This is a genomic window from Streptomyces sp. SID5469 (genome assembly GCF_009862865.1).
GTDB lineage: Bacteria > Actinomycetota > Actinomycetes > Streptomycetales > Streptomycetaceae > Streptomyces > Streptomyces avermitilis.
Map to the genome: position 1 here is coordinate 7299584 of NZ_WWIN01000001.1, position 16618 is coordinate 7316201.

The 16618-nt window shown below is 71.8% G+C and carries 15 protein-coding genes; 9 read left to right on the forward strand and 6 right to left on the reverse strand.

Going from position 1 to position 16618, the window contains the following annotated elements; translation table 11 throughout:
- Positions 1-157: 157 nt before the first annotated feature.
- Positions 158-1504 (forward strand): MATE family efflux transporter, encoded by a 1347-nt coding sequence (locus GTY58_RS31575; RefSeq protein ID WP_010987466.1) that lies wholly within the window; start codon positions 158-160, stop codon positions 1502-1504.
- On the opposite strand, the gene GTY58_RS31580 is transcribed toward GTY58_RS31575, so the two are convergent.
- Entirely contained in the window at positions 1465-2697 is a 1233-nt protein-coding gene (locus GTY58_RS31580) for a glycosyltransferase family 87 protein (RefSeq protein ID WP_010987467.1), read from the reverse strand. The two genes, GTY58_RS31575 and GTY58_RS31580, sit on opposite strands and share 40 nt — an antisense overlap.
- Positions 2698-2859: 162 nt before the next feature.
- Between GTY58_RS31580 and GTY58_RS31585 the strand changes: the two genes are divergently transcribed.
- Positions 2860-4002 carry a glycosyltransferase family 4 protein gene (locus GTY58_RS31585; protein ID WP_010987468.1) on the forward strand — a complete coding sequence of 381 codons (1143 nt, stop codon included), beginning with the start codon at positions 2860-2862 and terminating at the stop codon, positions 4000-4002.
- 330 nt (positions 4003-4332) lie between these two features.
- The gene (locus tag GTY58_RS31590; protein ID WP_037646731.1) at positions 4333-5916 is read left to right on the forward strand and encodes a GMC oxidoreductase; all 1584 of its coding nucleotides are present in this window, start codon (positions 4333-4335) and stop codon (positions 5914-5916) included.
- 19 nt (positions 5917-5935) lie between these two features.
- Here the strand turns inward: GTY58_RS31590 and GTY58_RS31595 are convergent, their stop codons facing one another.
- Entirely contained in the window at positions 5936-7732 is a 1797-nt protein-coding gene (locus tag GTY58_RS31595; RefSeq protein WP_010987470.1) for an AMP-dependent synthetase/ligase, read from the reverse strand.
- A 295-nt stretch (positions 7733-8027) separates the two neighbouring features.
- On the opposite strand from GTY58_RS31595, the gene GTY58_RS31600 reads away from it, so the two are divergent.
- The 6 genes from GTY58_RS31600 (at position 8028) to GTY58_RS31625 (ending at position 13178) form a co-directional block, all read left to right on the forward strand.
- Entirely contained in the window at positions 8028-8825 is a 798-nt protein-coding gene (locus GTY58_RS31600) for a metallophosphoesterase (protein ID WP_010987471.1), read from the forward strand.
- Between the two features lie 134 nt (positions 8826-8959).
- Entirely contained in the window at positions 8960-9403 is a 444-nt protein-coding gene (locus tag GTY58_RS31605; RefSeq protein WP_010987472.1) for an SRPBCC family protein, read from the forward strand.
- Between the two features lie 109 nt (positions 9404-9512).
- On the forward strand, positions 9513-10682 hold the full coding sequence (locus tag GTY58_RS31610) for an ArsA family ATPase (RefSeq protein WP_010987473.1): 1170 nt from the start codon (positions 9513-9515) through the stop codon (positions 10680-10682).
- A gap of 103 nt (positions 10683-10785) precedes the next feature.
- The gene (locus GTY58_RS31615; RefSeq protein ID WP_010987474.1) at positions 10786-11301 is read left to right on the forward strand and encodes a DUF5304 domain-containing protein; all 516 of its coding nucleotides are present in this window, start codon (positions 10786-10788) and stop codon (positions 11299-11301) included.
- Between the two features lie 55 nt (positions 11302-11356).
- Positions 11357-12310: an ROK family glucokinase gene (locus tag GTY58_RS31620; RefSeq protein ID WP_010987475.1), complete on the forward strand. Its 954-nt coding sequence runs from the start codon at positions 11357-11359 to the stop codon at positions 12308-12310.
- A gap of 103 nt (positions 12311-12413) precedes the next feature.
- Positions 12414-13178, forward strand: a complete 765-nt coding sequence (locus GTY58_RS31625; RefSeq protein WP_037646735.1) for an endonuclease/exonuclease/phosphatase family protein — start codon at positions 12414-12416, stop codon at positions 13176-13178.
- On the opposite strand, the gene GTY58_RS31630 is transcribed toward GTY58_RS31625, so the two are convergent.
- The 4 genes from GTY58_RS31630 to GTY58_RS31645 all read right to left on the reverse strand — a co-directional run bounded on the left by GTY58_RS31630 (position 13175) and on the right by GTY58_RS31645 (position 16527).
- Positions 13175-14197, reverse strand: a complete 1023-nt coding sequence (locus tag GTY58_RS31630; protein ID WP_037646738.1) for a CU044_5270 family protein — start codon at positions 14195-14197, stop codon at positions 13175-13177. The two genes, GTY58_RS31625 and GTY58_RS31630, sit on opposite strands and share 4 nt — an antisense overlap.
- A complete protein-coding gene (locus tag GTY58_RS31635) occupies positions 14190-14810 on the reverse strand; it encodes an RNA polymerase sigma factor (RefSeq protein WP_010987478.1) in 621 nt (206 codons plus the stop codon). The genes GTY58_RS31630 and GTY58_RS31635 overlap by 8 nt, the downstream gene beginning before the upstream one ends.
- Before the next feature lie 270 nt (positions 14811-15080).
- The gene (locus GTY58_RS31640; RefSeq protein ID WP_010987479.1) at positions 15081-15725 is read right to left on the reverse strand and encodes a hypothetical protein; all 645 of its coding nucleotides are present in this window, start codon (positions 15723-15725) and stop codon (positions 15081-15083) included.
- A complete protein-coding gene (locus GTY58_RS31645) occupies positions 15718-16527 on the reverse strand; it encodes an alpha/beta fold hydrolase (RefSeq protein ID WP_037646899.1) in 810 nt (269 codons plus the stop codon). The genes GTY58_RS31640 and GTY58_RS31645 overlap by 8 nt, the downstream gene beginning before the upstream one ends.
- Positions 16528-16618: the final 91 nt, after the last annotated feature.

Consider the following 16618-nt stretch of genomic DNA (forward strand, 5'->3'; position numbering starts at 1 on the left):
TCCGGCGACGACAGCTCCAGTACCGGGTCGGCTCCTTCTTGTCGTCGTCGTACCTTGCCGTCGTCGTACGAGAATGATACCTCTAATCGGGCTACCTCGAATCGAGATACCGCCCTGAGGGAGCTCACGTCGAGGCAGCTCTCATCGAGGGGGTCCCATGAACGCCCACCGCGCCCAACTGATCTCGCTCGCCCGCCCCGTCTACTTCTCGCTGCTGGCCTCCGTGGCCGCCGGGATCATCAACACCGTCTGGGTCTCCCGGCTCGGCGGCCCGGCCGTGGCCGCCGTGGCCGTCGCCACCAACACCGAGAACGTGCTGCTCGGAGTCGCCCTGGTCTTCGCCTCCGGTACGACCGTCCTGGTCGCGCACGCCAGGGGAGCGCAGGACCCCGGCGCGGTGCGGGCGGCCGTGCGCGGGGGATGGGCGCTGTGCGCGGTGGTCACGCCGGTGGTCGCCGGCTGCGGATATCTGCTGCGCGAGCCGCTCGCCCGGCTGGTGCTGGGCGGCGAGGGCCCGGCCCTGCCCCTCGCCGTCGGCTACTTCGCGATCTCCCTGCCGGGCATCACCGTCTTCTACGCGCAGAACCTCGTCGACGGCATCCTCAAGGGCGCCGGCGACACCCGCACCCCGATGCGCCTCGCCCTGCTTGCCAACGGGCTGATCCTGGCCCTCGACCCGTTGCTCATCCACCGGTACGGCGTCCGGGGCGCCGCCGTCTCCACGGTGCTGTGCCGCTGCGCCGCGCTCGGCGTGGGTCTGCTCGCCCTGCGCCGCAACGCGCTGCTCCGCGGGGCCGCGGCCGTCCGGCCCGCCGAGGCCACCGGCGCCGCCCTGCGCCGGACCCTGAGCACCGGCCTGCCCATGTCCGCCGACTTCACCGTGCGCCAGGGCGGGGCGCTGGTGCTCGTCGCGATCGTGGCCCGGCTCGGGGTGACCGCCGTGGCCGCGTACTCGATCGCGTACAAGGTGATGTACGTCGCCACCATGGCCTTCTACGCGGTGCGCCAGGCCGCCTCGATCCACACGGCGCACACGCGAGGCGCGGACCGACGGGCGTCCTCCCGCTCGGCCGGAGCCGGGAGCGGGGGAGAGCGGCGGGCCATCGGGCGGCAGGCCGTCGTCGTCTCGGGGACGGTGGGACTGCTCGCCTCGGCCCTGCTCTGCGTGCTCGCCCCCTGGGTCATGCGCGCCTTCGGCGCCGGGCCCGAGGTCGCGCACCAGGGCGTGCTCTTTCTGCGCTGCGTCGGGCCCTATCTGCTGCTGATGGCCTGCTTCATCGCGCTCGGCGGGGTCTTCGAGGGGAGCGGGGGCGCTCCTGTGCTGCTGCGGGTGACGCTGCTCGGCACGGCGGTCCAGCTTCCGCTCGCGTACGCCCTGTCAGGGCTCGGGCTGCCCGGGATCTGTCTGGCCCTGGCGCTGGCCATGGTGGTGCAGTGCGCCGCGCTCCTGCCCGGCGTGCGCCGTCAGGAGGACGCCAGGGACTCCCTGGTGCGGGTGGCCTGACCGGGCACCGTGGGGACCGGCGGCAGGACCGTGCCGCGCCACAGTTCCAGGGCGGCCGTCAGCGCGGCGGCCATCAGGAGGCCGTTGCGCGCGAACAGCAGTGTGATGCCCATCCAGTCGCTGCCGACCACGTGCGAGAACCAGACGGGGAACTCCAGCACGGTCACGAAGCACGCGGCGAGGACCAGCCCGCCGGGCACGGTCATGCGGCTGCCCCGGAAGCACAGACAGACCGCGGCGAGCCCGACCAGCCACACCATGTACTGCGGGCTGATCACCCGGCTCGTGGCGGTGAACATCAGCACCGCCGTGAACGCCGCGTCCGCGAGCGTGTGCGCCAGGAACCGCTTGGCGCGCAGCCGCCACAGCAGCAGCCAGCCGAAGGCGACCGCGGTCAGGAACAGGGCCGCGGTGCTCACCGCGCCGACATACGGGCCCAGGAACTCCACCGAGCCGTAGTTGAGCAGCACCTGGCCGTTCCAGCCGAAGTGCCGGGCGACATGGAAGACCAGGGAGCCCAGCGACTCCACCTCGGTGCCCCGCTCGCGCTGGAAGGTCAGGAAGGCGAAGGCGCCGGGCATGGCCAGGGCGAAGAGGGAGGCGACCGCGACGACGGTCACCGTCGCCGAGGCCCAGACCCGGCGTCTGGCGGCGCCCACCAGCAGCAGTACCGGCCACACCTTCAGCAGCGCCCCGAAGCCGATCAGCGCCCCCGTCACGCGCGGATGCCGGGCCCCCGCGAGCAGTGCGGCGACCGCGACCGCGGTGACCATCACGTCGTAGCGGGCGTACACGGTCGGGCCGAGCAGGGCGACGCCCACCACCCACACCCAGGCGCCGCGCAGCGTCCTGCCCGGGCGCAGGCCCGTGTACTGGAGCAGACAGAAGACCGCCAGGTCGGCGAGGAAGGCCAGGACGAAGAACGCCGACGCGTAGTCGAGGAAGGGCAGCAGGGCGGGGGAGAGGATGGCGAGCGCGGCGGCGGGCGGGTACTGCCAGGTGACGTCGTCGAGCGGGAAGGTGCCGGTGCGCAGGGTCTCGTACCAGCCCTGGTAGATCACCGAGACGTCGCCGGTGACGTCCGGGCCCGGGAAGACGAACACCTTGAAGACGAACAGCAGCAGCGCCAGCCTGGTCAGGCCCCAGGAGGCCAGGAGCCAGGCCGGGAACCTTCTCGTGCCCGCGATGTCCACCTTTGCGCCCCTGTCCGTGTCCTTCTCGTGCTTCTCGAAGCTACCCGCTGCCTCTCGTGCGGGCGGCCATGATCTCCCGGAGGGCTGTGCGAGAGCCGTGAAGCACGGCCGGGGGGAGCTGTGAGTACCACGCGTGGACGGGTTCGGTACTGTCGACCTGCGATGCACAAGACCTTGATCGTGACCAACGACTTCCCGCCCCGGCCCGGCGGGATCCAGGCGTTCCTGCACAACATGGCGCTGCGCCTGGACCCCGAGCGGCTGGTCGTCTACGCCTCCACGTGGAAGCGCGGCCGCGAGGGCGTCGAGGCGACGGCTGCCTTCGACGCCGAGCAGCCCTTCACCGTCGTACGCGACCGCACCACGATGCTGCTGCCGACGCCGGGCGCCACCCGGCGGGCCGTCGGGCTGCTGCGGGAGCACGGCTGTACGTCGGTGTGGTTCGGTGCGGCGGCTCCGCTCGGTCTGATGGCGCCCGCGTTGCGCAGGGCGGGCGCCGAGCGGCTGGTGGCCACCACGCACGGGCACGAGGCCGGCTGGGCTCAGCTGCCCGCCTCGCGTCAGCTGCTGCGCAGGATCGGCGAGTCCACGGACACGATCACCTATCTCGGCGAGTACACGCGCTCGCGGATCGCCGCCGCGCTGACGCCGGAAGCGGCCGGCAGGATGGTCCAGCTGCCGCCCGGCGTCGACGAGAAGACCTTCCACCCCGGCTCGGGCGGCGCCGAGGTCCGCGCCCGGCTCGGGCTCACCGACCGTCCGGTGGTCGTCTGTGTCTCGCGGCTCGTTCCCCGCAAGGGTCAGGACACGCTGATCCTCGCCATGCCGCACATCCTCGCCAAGGAGCCGGAGGCCGTCCTGCTGATCGTCGGCGGCGGGCCGTACGAGAAGGAGCTGCGCAGGCTCGCGGACGAGACCGGGGTCGCCGGCTCGGTCCGCTTCACCGGGGCCGTGCCCTGGTCGGAGCTGCCCGCCCACTACGGGGCGGGGGACGTGTTCGCGATGCCGTGCCGTACGCGCCGGGGCGGGCTCGATGTCGAAGGGCTCGGGATCGTCTATCTGGAGGCGTCCGCGACCGGGCTGCCCGTGGTCGCGGGCGACTCCGGCGGGGCGCCCGACGCGGTGCTCGACGGCGAGACCGGCTGGGTGGTGCGCGGCGGCTCCCCGGAAGCGGCCGCCGACCGCGTCGTCACGCTCCTCGGCGACCCCGAGCTGCGCCGCCGCATGGGCGAGCGGGGCCGCGAGTGGGTCGAGGAGAAGTGGCGCTGGGACCTGCTGGCGGAGAAGCTCAAGACCCTGCTCTGAGACGAGCACAGGATTCCCCTCCGCGCGGCGCACACCGCTGCCCGGGACGCGGGCCCCTGCGGTCGGCGCGGTGCACATCGCCGCTCGGGGCGCGCCCAGGCCCCTGCCTCGGGGTGAGCGTATGACTCTGCGTCGGCGCGGTGCGCATCGCCGCTCGGGGCGCGCCCAGGCCCCGGCTTCGGGGCGCGCCCAGCCCCCGCCTCGACGCGGCCCCAAATCGGTGCCCCAAAGCGTGCCGTGACCCTAGGCGGAACGGAATAATCCGCCCATGCTGCGCGCATGACAGAAAAACTGACGCATCGTCACCTGACTCGCCGTCAAATCCTTGGTATGGCCGCCCTCCAGACGGCGGCCACCCTGGGCTTCACCCGGATCGGCCTCCAGTCGGCGCGGGCCGCCGAGCCCGACGCGGTCGAGACCGCACCCGCCATCGTGGTCGGTTCCGGCTACGGCGCCGCCGTGGCCGCGCTCCGCCTCGGCCAGGCCGGCCTCCGCACGCTCGTCATCGAGATGGGCGGACTCTGGAACACACCCGGCTCCGACGGCAAGGTCTTCTGTTCCACCAGCGCCCCGGACCGGAGATCCATGTGGTTCCGGACGCGCACCGAGGCGCCGCTCGCCGAGTTCCTGTGGCTGGACGTCGTCAACAAGGACATCAGCCCGTACCCGGGCGTCCTGGACCGGGTGCACTTCGCCAACATGTCCGTGTACGTCGGCCGGGGCGTCGGCGGCGGCTCCCTGGTCAACGGCGGCATGGCCGTCACCCCGCTCCAGTCGTACTTCGCCGAGCAGTTCCCGACCGTGGACGCCGCCGAGATGTACAGCACGTACTTCCCGCGCGCCCGCACCATGCTCGGCGTCAACACGGTCGACCCCGCCTGGTTCGAGTCCACCGAGTGGTACCGGTTCACCCGGACCTCGCGGAAGGCGGCCACGAACACCGGCCTGAAGACCACCTTCGTACCGAACGTCTACGACTTCGGCTACATGCAGCGCGAGGCGGCCGGCACCGCCACCAAGTCCGCCCTCGCCGGCGAGGTCATCTACGGCAACAACTACGGCAAGCGCAGCCTCGACAAGACGTACCTCGCCTCGGCGCTGGGCACCGGCAACGTCACCATCCACACACTGGAGAGGGTCCGCGAGATACGAAGGGCGAGCGACGGGACGTACCTGCTGACCGCCGACCGGATCGACACCACCGGCGCGGTCGTCGAGACCAAGCAGTACAGCTGCACCTACCTGTTCCTCGGCGGCGGCAGCCTCGGCACCTCCGAACTCCTCGTCCGGGCCCGGGAGACGGGCGCCCTGCCCGCCCTCGACGCGAGCGTGGGCACCGGCTGGGGCACCAACGGCAATGTGATGACCGGCCGGGCGAACCACATCTGGGACACCGTCGGGGCCAACCAGTCCACCATGCCCGTCATGGGCATCGACGACTGGGCGAACACCTCGAACCCCGTCTTCGCCGAGATCGCCCCGCTGCCCATGGGGCTGGAGCACTGGATCAGCCTCTATCTGGCGATCACCAAGAACCCGGAGCGGGCGTCCTTCACGTACGACGCGGCGAGCGACTCCGCGAAGCTCGGCTGGAGCGCCGCCCAGAGCGCCGTGTCCGTGAGCATGGCCAAGAAGCTCTTCGACCGGATCAACTCGGCCAACGCGACGATCTACCGGTACGACCTCTTCGGCAACAACAAGACCTTCGCCGACGACTTCACGTACCACCCGCTGGGCGGCTGCGTACTCGGGAAGTCGACGGACAACTACGGCCGGGTGAAGGGGTATTCGAAGCTGTACGTCACCGACGGCTCGCTCGTCCCCGGGTCGATCGGCGTCAACCCGTTCGTGACGATCACCGCGCTCGCGGAACGCACCATGGCGCGGGTCCTCGCCGAGGACACCGCGCCATGAACCGCCCGACCGGGGCCGCCTACTTCTGGTAGATCGCCTCGATCTCGTCCGCGTAGTCCTTCGCCACCACATGACGCTTGAGCTTCAGGGACGGCGTGAGGTGGCCCGACTCCTCGGTGAACTGGGAGGACAGAATGCGGAACTTCCGCACCGATTCCGCCTTCGACACCGCGGCGTTGCCGTCGTCGACAGCGCTCTGGACCGCCGCGAGGAGATCCGGATCCTGCCGCAGCGACGCCGCGGTGGAGCCGGCCGGCTTGCCGTGCTCGGCGGCCCAACGGCCCAGGAACTCGTCGTCGATGGTGACGAGCGCGCCCACGAACGGGCGTCCGTCGCCGACCACCATGCACTCCGCGACCAGCGCGTGCGCGCGGATACGGTCCTCGATCACGGCCGGGGCGACGTTCTTGCCGCCCGCGGTGACGATGATCTCCTTCTTGCGGCCGGTGATCCGCAGATACCCGTCCTCGTCGAGGGTGCCGATGTCACCGGTGTGGAACCAGCCGTCGGCAAGCGCCTCGGCGGTCGCGCCCTCGTTGTTCCAGTACTCCTTGAACAGGTGCTCGCCGTGCAGCAGCACCTCGCCGTCGTCCGCGATCCGGATCACGGAGCCCGGCAGCGGCTGGCCGACCGTGCCGATCTTCGTGCGGTCCCAGGGGTTGAAGGCGGTGGCCGCGCAGGACTCGGTCAGGCCGTAGCCCTCGAGGACCGTGAAGCCGATGCCGCGGAAGAAGTGGCCCAGGCGCTCGCCCAGCGGGGCGCCGCCGGAGATGGCGTACTCGCCCTTGCCGCCGAGAACGGCCCGCAGCTTGCTGTAGACGAGCTTGTCGAACGTCTTGTATTTGATCTTCAGCCCGAGGGACGGGCCGGACGGGGTGTCCAGGGCGCGGCTGTACGCGATCGCCGTGTCCGCCGCCTTGTCGAAGATCTTGCCCTTGCCGTCCGCCTGCGCCTTGGCGCGCGCCGAGTTGTAGACCTTCTCGAAGACGCGCGGCACACCGAGGATCAGCGTCGGCCGGAACGCGGCCAGTTCGTCGGTCAGGTTCTTGATGTCCGGGACGCAGCCCAGCTTGATCGGCGCCATCATCGGCGCGACCTGCACGAGCCGTCCGAAGACATGCGCGAGCGGCAGGAAGAGCAGGACGGAACACTCGCCCGTGCGGAAGAGCGGGCGCAGCCGCTCCACGATGTTGCCGCACTCCGCGAAGAAGGCGCGGTGGGTGAGGACGCAGCCCTTGGGACGGCCGGTCGTGCCGCTCGTGTAGACGATGGTCGCCGGGTCGTCGGCCTTGGCGAGCGAGCTGCGCTCCTCGACGGTGGCGTCGCTGACGTCCCTGCCGAGGCGCCCCAGCTCCTCCACGCCGCCGGTGTCGATCTGCCAGACGTGCTTGAGGGCGGGCAGCCGGTCGCGCACCGACTCCACCGAGGCCGCGTGCGTGTCCAGCTCGACGACGCAGGCGGTCGCGCCCGAGTCGCCGAGGATCCACTGCACCTGCTCGGGGGAGCTGGTCTCGTACACCGGCACGGTGATCGCGCCCGCGCTCCAGATCGCGAAGTCGAGCAGCGTCCACTCGTAGCGGGTACGGGACATCAGGCCGACCCGGTCGCCCGGCTGGACGCCCGAGGCGATGAGCCCCTTCGCCGCGGCGCGCACCTCGGCGAGGAAGGCGGTGGCGGTGACGTCCTGCCAGCTGCCGCCGACCTTGCGGGCGATGACGGCGACGTCAGGATGCTGCGCGGCGTTTCTGCGGACGATGTCGGTCAGATTGCCGTCCGCAGGGACCTCGTACAAAGCCGGAAGGCTGAACTCGCGCAAGACTGCTGCTCCTCATAGGGCGCCGGCGCCACGACTCTGTGTGATGCGACGGTGCGGTCCAAGGCTCGGGCAGGTGCTCGGGACATCATTGTTGAATTCCTGAGCACGACTGGACTGCCCGGACGTTACCCGCCGGTATGGCTTCTTCGACAGGGGGTCCCGGCCAGATGTTCTGTGCGTCACACATGGTGGCGTTCCTGCGATCACGGTAGTGCACGCGGTTACTGACTAGCCAGTAATCGCAGGTCCGGCCCGCTCTATTCACCTTTGCCGCACACGCTTACGCTTGATCGCCATGGCACTCTCACCAGGCGGCAACCGCAGGAAGCGCATCCATGTGGTCAGCGATGTGCATGGCAACGCGCGTGACCTGGCCCGGGCCGGCGACGGCGCGGACGCCCTGATCTGCCTCGGTGACCTCGTGCTCTTCCTCGACTACGCCGACCACTCGCGCGGCATCTTCCCGGACCTGTTCGGTGTGGCGAACGCGGACCGCATCGTCGAGCTGCGCACCGCCCGCCGCTTCGAGGAGGCGCGGGCGTTCGGCGCCGAGCTGTGGTCCGGCATCGGCAGCGACCGGGCGGCCGCCATCGAGAAGGCGGTACGCAAGCAGTACGCGGAGATGTTCGCCGCGTTCCCGACGCCGACGTACGCGACCTATGGAAACGTCGACATGCCGACACTGTGGCGTGAGTACGCCGGACCCGGCACGACCGTGCTGGACGGCGAGCGGGTGGAGATCGGCGGCTGGACCTTCGGCTTCGTCGGCGGCGGACTGCGCACGCCCATGCGGACGCCCTACGAGATCAGCGACGAGGAGTACGCGGCGAAGATCGAGGCGGTCGGCGAGGTGGACGTGCTGTGCAGCCACATCCCGCCGGAGGTGCCGGAGCTGGTCTACGACACGGTGGCGCGGCGCTTCGAGCGCGGCAGCCGGGCGCTGCTGGACGCCATCCGCCGCACCCGCCCGCGCTACTCCCTCTTCGGCCACGTCCACCAGCCGCTGGTGCGCCGGATGCGGATCGGGGCGACGGAGTGCGTGAACGTGGGGCACTTCGCGGGGTCCGGCAAGCCGTGGGCGCTGGAGTGGTGAGCGGCTTCGAGCGCTCCGGGTGCCGATACGTCAGGTGGGGTGACAGCGCCGGTGGCTGTGCGCGGTAGCCTTCACGCTGCACACACGTGCGCACCACCCTCCCTCACCGGACCGCACCTGGAGGAGCCACGGCGATGGCGGAACACACCAGCTCGAGCATCATGATCGAGGCGGCACCGGCCGACGTCATGGAAGTGATCGCCGACTTCGCCCGCTACCCGGACTGGACGGGCGAGGTGAAGGAGGCGGAGGTCCTCGGGACCGACGGCCAGGGCCGCGCCGAGCAGGTCCGGCTCGTCATGGACGCGGGCGCGATCAAGGACGACCAGGTCCTGGCGTACACCTGGACGGGCGACCACGAGGTGTCCTGGAGCCTGGTCAAGTCCCAGATGCTCCGCTCCCTGGACGGCTCCTACCTCCTGAAGCCGGCGGGCTCGGACGCGACCGAGGTGACGTACCAGCTCACGGTCGACGTCAAGATCCCCATGCTCGGCATGATCAAGCGCAAGGCGGAGAAGGTCATCATCGACCGCGCGCTGGCCGGCCTGAAGAAGAGGGTGGAGTCGGAGGAGAAGTAGGGGTCGGCCGCGGCGGGGGCCGGGGGCGCGGCCCCACGGACACCGGGAACGGGCTCCGCCATCGGGACCAGCCAGGTCCGCCGGCCAGGCACGGGTAGCGTTCACCCTTATGCGCACCCTCCTGATCACAGGCCCCGGCGGCTCCGGCCGTACCACCGTCGCCGCGGCCACGGCGCTGAGGGCGAGCCGTACGGGCACCCGGACCCTCGTGCTCAGCGCCGACCGCACGGACACCCTGGGTGCCGCCCTCGGCGTACCGACGGGCGGGGCCCCCGTCGAAGCCGCACCGGGCCTGACCGCCTGGCGCCCCGACGCCGCCGACCGCTTCCGCGCGGACCTCACCGCCTTCCAGGACCGCGCCGCCACCGCCCTCGACTTCCTCGGCGCCGCCCGCCTGGACGCCGAGGAACTCACCCCCCTCCCCGGCGCCGAGGAACTCGCCCTGCTGCGCGCCCTGCGCGACGCCGCGCTCTCCGAGGCGTACGACCTCCTCGTCGTCGACCTCCCCCCGGCCCCGCAGGCGCTCGCCCTCCTCGCCCTCCCCGAGGAGCTGCGCCGCTATCTGCGCCGCCTCCTCCCGCCCGAACGCCAGGCGGCCCGCGCCCTGCGCCCCGTGCTCGGCCGGCTCGCCGGCGTCCCGATGCCCGCGGACTGGCTGTACGAGACGGCCGCCCGCTGGGACGTGGAGCTCGCCGCGGTCGAGGCGGTCGTCGAGGACCGCGCCACGACCGTACGACTGGTCGCCGAGCCCGGACCGGCCGGCGCCGACGCCGTCCGCGCCGCCGCCACCGGCTTCGCCCTGCGCGCCGTGCGCATCGACACCCTGATCGCGAACCGGCTCCTGCCCGAGGAGGCCGACGACGCCTGGTCGGCCGGCCTCGCCGCCCAGCAGCGCAAGTTCCTCGAGGAGTGGCGGGGGGAGTACCGGCTCCACGAACTCCCGCACCTCGGACACGACCCGCGCGGCGCGGACGACCTGGCCGCACTCGCCGTACCCGGCGTCAACGACGCGCCTGGGCCGGTCGAGTGGTCCGTCGCCGACCGCCTCGCCGACGACGGGGTGCTCGTCTGGCACATCCCGCTGCCCGGCGCCATACGCGACGAACTCGACCTCCTCCGGCGCGGCGACGAACTCGTCGTCACCGCGGGACAGTTCCGCCGGATCGTCCCGCTCCCGTCGGCCCTGCGCCGCTGCACCGTGGCCGGCGCCGCCCTGCGCGAGGGCGAGCTGCGGATCCGCTTCGCGCCCGACCCGGACCTGTGGCCCCGCGAAAGGTGACGGCGAGCTCCCGGCGGAGTCGCGGTCCGTGGCCCCGGATCCGGTGAACCGCGTACCCCGTTCGGGTAACGTCGGAGGTACGAACCGTAGGCAGGAGTCCGCCATGAGCGAAGAGCGCCCCACGTCCGACGCCGCTCAGGAGGACGCGGCCGACGAGACGCGGGTTCCCCCCGGCCGAGCGGAGTCGAGCGCTCGCGGGAGCGCAGCCGACGGCGACGCCTGGGCCAAGGCCTGCGCCGAGGATCTCGCCGCCGAGAAGGCCCGCCGCCGCGCCCAGTACGGCGCACAGCCCGGCTCGGCCGCCGAGGAACTGCGCAAGCTCGTCGACGCCGTCGCCGAGAAGCTGTCCGGGCTCCAGTCGCCGCTGATCGACGCGGCCACCTCCGGGACGGCCCAGCAGATGGTCAGCCAGGTGGTGCGACAGGCCAAGGCCGTCGTCGAGCCCGTCATCGAGCGCAATCCGGACGTCTTCGACCATCTGGCCGCGGCCGGCTCCGAGCTGCTCGCCGCCTACCGCTCCGCCGTGGAGGCCCAGGAGAAGCGCTGGACGGCCCGGGACCACGACCCCCGCCACCGGGGCGGGGACCAGGGGCCGGGGGAACACATCGACTTGGACTGACAGCCCCCTCGGGTACGGTTGGCAGTAGCGGGGCTCGACCGAAACTGAGGGATTCATGGGACTCACCATCGGCGTCGACATCGGCGGCACGAAGATCGCGGCCGGCGTGGTCGACGAGGAAGGCAACATCCTCTCGACCTTCAAGGTGCCGACCCCCACCACGCCGCAGGCCATCGTGGACGCGATCGCCGCTGCCGTGGAGGGTGCCCGCGCGGGGCACGAGATCGTCGGAGTGGGCATCGGTGCCGCGGGCTACGTCAACCGTCAGCGCTCCACGGTCTACTTCGCGCCGAACATCCACTGGCGGCAGGAGCCGTTGAAGGACGAGGTCGAGGCGCGCGTGGGCCTGCCGGTCGTCGTGGAGAACGACGCGAACGCGGCGGCCTGGGGCGAGTACAAGTTCGGCGCGGGCAAGGGCCACCGCAACGTCATCTGCATCACGCTGGGCACGGGCCTCGGCGGCGGCATCATCATCGGCAACAAGCTGCGCCGCGGCCACTTCGGCGTGGCCGCCGAGTTCGGCCACATCCGGATGGTCCCGGACGGCCTGCTGTGCGGCTGCGGCTCGCAGGGCTGCTGGGAGCAGTACGCGTCGGGGCGCGCCCTCGTGCGGTACGCGAAGCAGCGCGCCAACGCGACCCCGGAGAACGCGGAGGTCCTGCTGGCGCTCGGCAACGGCACCCCGGACGGCATCGAGGGCAAGCACATCTCGGTGGCCGCCCGCCAGGGCGACCCGGTCGCGGTCGACTCCTACCGCGAGCTGGCCCGCTGGGCGGGCGCGGGCCTCGCCGACCTGGCCTCCCTCTTCGACCCGTCCGCCTTCATCGTCGGCGGCGGCCTGTCCGACGAGGGCGAGCTGGTCCTCGACCCGATCCGCAAGTCGTACAAGCGCTGGCTGGTCGGCGGCAACTGGCGGCCGGTGGCCGACGTCATCGCGGCCCAGCTCGGCAACAAGGCGGGCCTGGTCGGCGCCGCCGACCTGGCCCGGGAGCCCGACCCGATCATGTAACGCGCATACGTGTGTGACGACGGCGCCCGCCGCACCCCGCGAGGGGTACGGCGGGCGCCGCGGTTTCCGCCGCGGCCCCAGCCGTCGGCGTATCTTGATCGCCATGCCGACCAGCCCTGCCGCCAGTCCGCTGCCCCCCTCGCGCACCGAACCGGACGGTTCCGCCGTCATCCGGGTGCTCAGCTACAACATCCGCTCGATGCGCGACGACACCGCCGCGCTCGCCCGGGTGATCAGCGCCTGCGAACCCGATCTGGTGCTCGTCCAGGAGGCGCCGCGGTTCTTCCGCTGGCGCAAGAAGCTGGCGCCGCTGGCGTCGGCCTGCGGCCAGGTGGTCCTCTCCGGCGGTGCCACGGCCGCGGGCCCCGCGCTGCTGTGCTCGCTGCGGGCCACGGTCGAGCGCACCGAGGACGTCCTGCTCCCGCTCACCCCCGGTCTGCACCGGCGCGGCTTCGCCACCGCCGTCGTCCGCTTCGGCCGGGCCCGCCTCGGTGTGCTGAGCTGTCACCTCTCGCTCCAGAAGAACGAACGGTACGAACAGGGCGGCATGCTCCTTGACCACCTGGCCCGCCTCGGTACCCCGCACGCGATCGCGGGCGGCGACCTCAACGAACGCCCCGACGGCCGCACCTTCAAGCGCCTCGCCTCCGAGCTCCGGGACTGCTGGGCGACGGCCCCCTGGGGCGCCGAGTACACCTCCACGCCCGCCGACCCCCACCAGCGCATCGACGCGATCCTCGCCACCCCGGGCATCGAGGTCCTGGCGTGCGGGGTGCCGCTCGGCCACCCCGGGGTCACGGAGGCGGACCTGAGGGCGGCCACGGACCACCTGCCGGTCCTGGCCGCCCTCAGAGTGCCCGCGTCCTAGCCGGCCTGGGGACGCTGCTTGGCCTTGTCGGTCACGGCCCAGCTGTCGAGGTACGAGAACTGGTCGTAGGTCCTGCCGTGCGAGGTGCGGGTGTCACGGAAGCCCAGGAATTCGTAGGTGTCCGGGTCGAAGATGAAGGAGTTGCCGGCCCCGGTCTCGGCGTTGGAGCGGTGCGAGAACCGATCGTCGAAGGTGATCGCGACACCCCTCCGTCCGGCGGCGTCCTTCTGGTTCGGCACCGCCTTCACCCCCGGCACCATGGCCAGGGCCTCATAGGCCGCGGGCCGCAGGTCCTCCGGCATCACCGGCACGAGCATGAGCAGCCCGACGAGGGAGAAGTGGATCTGCGACCATTCCTGATCCCCGATTTCGTCGATCGAGTGCGGGGTCCTGCCACCGAAGTTGAGTTTCAGGATGAGCTTCGCCGGATCGGTCGGCAGGCTCTTGAGCGTGTCCCAGTCCTGCGGCGGCCACATGGACACCGACTCCACGTGGTCGCCCGGCCGCTTCTTGTACGGCACCGACCACCAGCCCTTGCCGATCTCCATGATCCATGAGGGCTTGGTGTCGTCCACGGACCGCCAGGTCTCGTCGACGTAGGTCTTCTTCGCTCCGGTCTCCCGCTCGGTCTCCTTGATGATCTCCTTGGTGTAGATGAACTGGTCGTCGCGCGGAGCGACCGCCGTCTCGTGCTCGCGCGAGAACGCCGCCGCCCCGTACAGCACGGTCCGCGCGCTCACGTTCCGCAGCGCCGGGGAGCTGCTGGAGGGCGGTGTCGCGGTGCGCCGTGCACCTCCGTCGTCGTCGCGTACCGCCACCAGGACCGTGGCGGCGACCGCCGCGGCCACGGTGGCGGTCAGGGCGATGCGCACGACGGGACGGCGGCGTCGTACGACCGGAGCCGGGTCGTTCATCGCTGCGAACAGACGGACGCGCACCCGGTGCCGGGTCTCGTCGTCGAGCGGGGGTGCCCCCGCGTCCCAGTCGCGCAGCTGGTCGAGTTCGGGCGAGTCATGCATGGGCGTCTGCCTCCCGGAAAGCCGTCGGATCGGTGCCACCCAGTGCTTCGCGCAGTCTGCCGCGGGCCCGGTGCAGCCGTGATCTGACGGTGCCGACGGGCACGCCCAGGGCCTGGGCCGCCTCCTCGTAGTCGAGGCCGCCCCAGGCCACCAGCAGCACGACGTCACGGTGCCGGGCGGAGAGCCCGGACAGCGCGGCCGCCAGTTCCCGGCGCACCCCTGTGGCGCCGGCCCTGGCGACCGCGCGGTCCGCGACCGGCTCCTCGTGCTCGACCGGCTGCGGGACCCGGGCGAGCGCCTTGAAGCGGCGCGCCTCGGCTCTTCGGTGCCGGGCCACGAGGTTGGTCGCGATCCCGAACAGCCACGGGCGGGCGTCGGCCCGGCCGAGGTCGTACGTGTGACGTTGCCTGAAGGCCGTGGTGAACGTCTCCGCCGTCAGATCCTCCGCCGCCTCGGGACCGAGCCGCCGGGCCGCGTAACGGTGCACGGCGCCGGCGTATCGGTCGAAGAGGGCGGCGAACAGCTCGGGCTCGTCCCGGGACCGTTCGATCACGCGGGCGTCACTCTCCTCGCGATGCTCCTCGCGGGCGACGACGTCCGGTCCGACGGTCATCGGGGCTCCTTTCGTTCGTGTGAACGCCTCGAAGGCTTGGGTTCTGTCAGGTGGTTCACCTCTCTTTCGCCGGTCGCCGCGATCGAGTTCCATCCGGGCCGGGGCATGGGCAGGTTCCGGGCCGGGGCGTGCGAGAGTTCCGGGCCGGGAGCCTGCGAGAGTGCCGGGAGCCTGCGAGAGTTCCGGGCCGGGGGGCGGGCGAGAAGCCCGGGCCGCGGGCATGCGAAAGGCCCGCCCGGATTGCTCCGGACGGGCCTCGGCCGGTCGGGCTCAGACCACCGCGCCCCGCCCCGGATCCTCGTCGTCCTCGTCACCCGTGCGCATGCGCATCACCAGCGTGGCGAAGCCGCCGAGGAAGCCGCCGATGCCGACCGTGGTGAGCCACCAGGTCATGTCCCAGCCCAGAAGGACCGCCAGCAGGAGCAGGATCGGCCCGCCCACCACCCCGAGCCAGGCGAACTTCGCCGTCGCGTCGGCCGCGGGCAGCGGCGGCGGCTCCGGCGGTACGAAATGGCCCTCGTCGTCCTCGTCGAAGTCGTCCTCGGACGCGTCCGGCGCCGCGTAGTCGCGCGGGCCGCCGCCGATGCCCGGCGCGAAGGCGACCGAACTGCCCAGCGGCTTACCGGCCGAGGGCTTGTCGGCGGACCCGGACCCGGAGCCGGCGTCCGAGGCGGAGTCCGATCCCGGGTCCGCATCCGATTCTGATCCCGGGTCCGCACCCGAACCGGCTCCCGCGTCGCCGTCGTTGGTCTCCGGATCGAGGAGTGCCAGGTCCTCTATCGACTTGAACGGCTTCGCGCCGGGCGGGTCCGGCGGCTCCTCGCCGTACCCGGCGACGATCGCCGCCCACGCGGCCTCCTCGTCGATCGGCACGCCCTTCTCCTCCGGCTCGCGGTCGGAGTCGTGCTCAGCCACCGGTGGCCGTCCCTTCCTGCTGGTCCACGTGTCCCACCCCGGACTTCTTGCCGACGGCGGGTGCGAGCCTGCCGAGGAAGGCGTAGCTCTCCTCGAAGATCCGGTCCGCGTCGTGGTCCAACGTCGCCACGTGGTAGCTCTGTTCCAGCAGGCTCTCCGTCACGTCCGTGGACGACACCCGGCTGAGGATGCGCGCCGAGTCGGCCGGCGGCACCACATGGTCCTGCGGGCTGTGCAGCAGCAGCATCGGCTGGGTGACCTGGGGCAGCTCGCCGTCGACCAGCGCGTAGAGGTTCCGCATGGAGTGGGCCGCGTGCAGCGGGACGCGGGAGTAGCCGATCTCGACGCCGCCCTCCTTCGCGATGTCGCTGATGATCCCCTTCACGGAAGGGACGAGGTGCCGCAGCACCGGAAGGGCGTACGCGGCCGGGCCGTGCACCTTGTTCGCCGGGTTGACGAGCACGAGGCCGCTGATCTCGTCCCCGTGCTTCGCGGCCAGCCGCATCGCCAGCGCGGCGCCCATGGACAGACCGAAGACGAACACCTGTGTGCAGCGGTCGCGCAGGGCGCGCAGCTCGCGGTCCAGCTCCGCGTACCAGTCCTGCCAGCCGGTGAGCTGCATGTCCTCCCAGCGCGTGCCGTGCCCGGGCAGCAGGGGCAGCGACACGGTCAGACCGCGCTCGGCGAGATACTCCGCCCAGGGGCGCAGCGACTGCGGGGAACCGGTGAAGCCGTGGCAGAGGAGGACGCCGACCTCCCCGCCCTCGTGGCGGTACGGCTCGGCTCCAGGAAGGACCGGCACCTTCGGTCTCCTGTTCATGAGGTGGGTGTTCATGAGGGGGGTGATCACGAAAAGCACGACGAGCGTGCCCCGAGGCTTCGAGGCGTACTTC

Bases quoted from the DNA above. Each gene is read 5' to 3' on its own strand.
- GTY58_RS31615 (WP_010987474.1), top strand. From the start codon at position 10,786: ATGAGCGAAGAGCGCCCCACGTCCGACGCCGCTCAGGAGGACGCGGCC.
- GTY58_RS31600 (WP_010987471.1), top strand. From the start codon at position 8,028: ATGGCACTCTCACCAGGCGGCAACCGCAGGAAGCGCATCCATGTGGTC.
- GTY58_RS31610 (WP_010987473.1), top strand. From the start codon at position 9,513: ATGCGCACCCTCCTGATCACAGGCCCCGGCGGCTCCGGCCGTACCACC.
- GTY58_RS31630 (WP_037646738.1), bottom strand. From the start codon at position 14,197: ATGCATGACTCGCCCGAACTCGACCAGCTGCGCGACTGGGACGCGGGG.
- GTY58_RS31625 (WP_037646735.1), top strand. From the start codon at position 12,414: ATGCCGACCAGCCCTGCCGCCAGTCCGCTGCCCCCCTCGCGCACCGAA.
- GTY58_RS31635 (WP_010987478.1), bottom strand. From the start codon at position 14,810: ATGACCGTCGGACCGGACGTCGTCGCCCGCGAGGAGCATCGCGAGGAG.
- GTY58_RS31620 (WP_010987475.1), top strand. From the start codon at position 11,357: ATGGGACTCACCATCGGCGTCGACATCGGCGGCACGAAGATCGCGGCC.
- GTY58_RS31590 (WP_037646731.1), top strand. From the start codon at position 4,333: ATGGCCGCCCTCCAGACGGCGGCCACCCTGGGCTTCACCCGGATCGGC.
- GTY58_RS31585 (WP_010987468.1), top strand. From the start codon at position 2,860: ATGCACAAGACCTTGATCGTGACCAACGACTTCCCGCCCCGGCCCGGC.
- GTY58_RS31605 (WP_010987472.1), top strand. From the start codon at position 8,960: ATGGCGGAACACACCAGCTCGAGCATCATGATCGAGGCGGCACCGGCC.
- GTY58_RS31575 (WP_010987466.1), top strand. From the start codon at position 158: ATGAACGCCCACCGCGCCCAACTGATCTCGCTCGCCCGCCCCGTCTAC.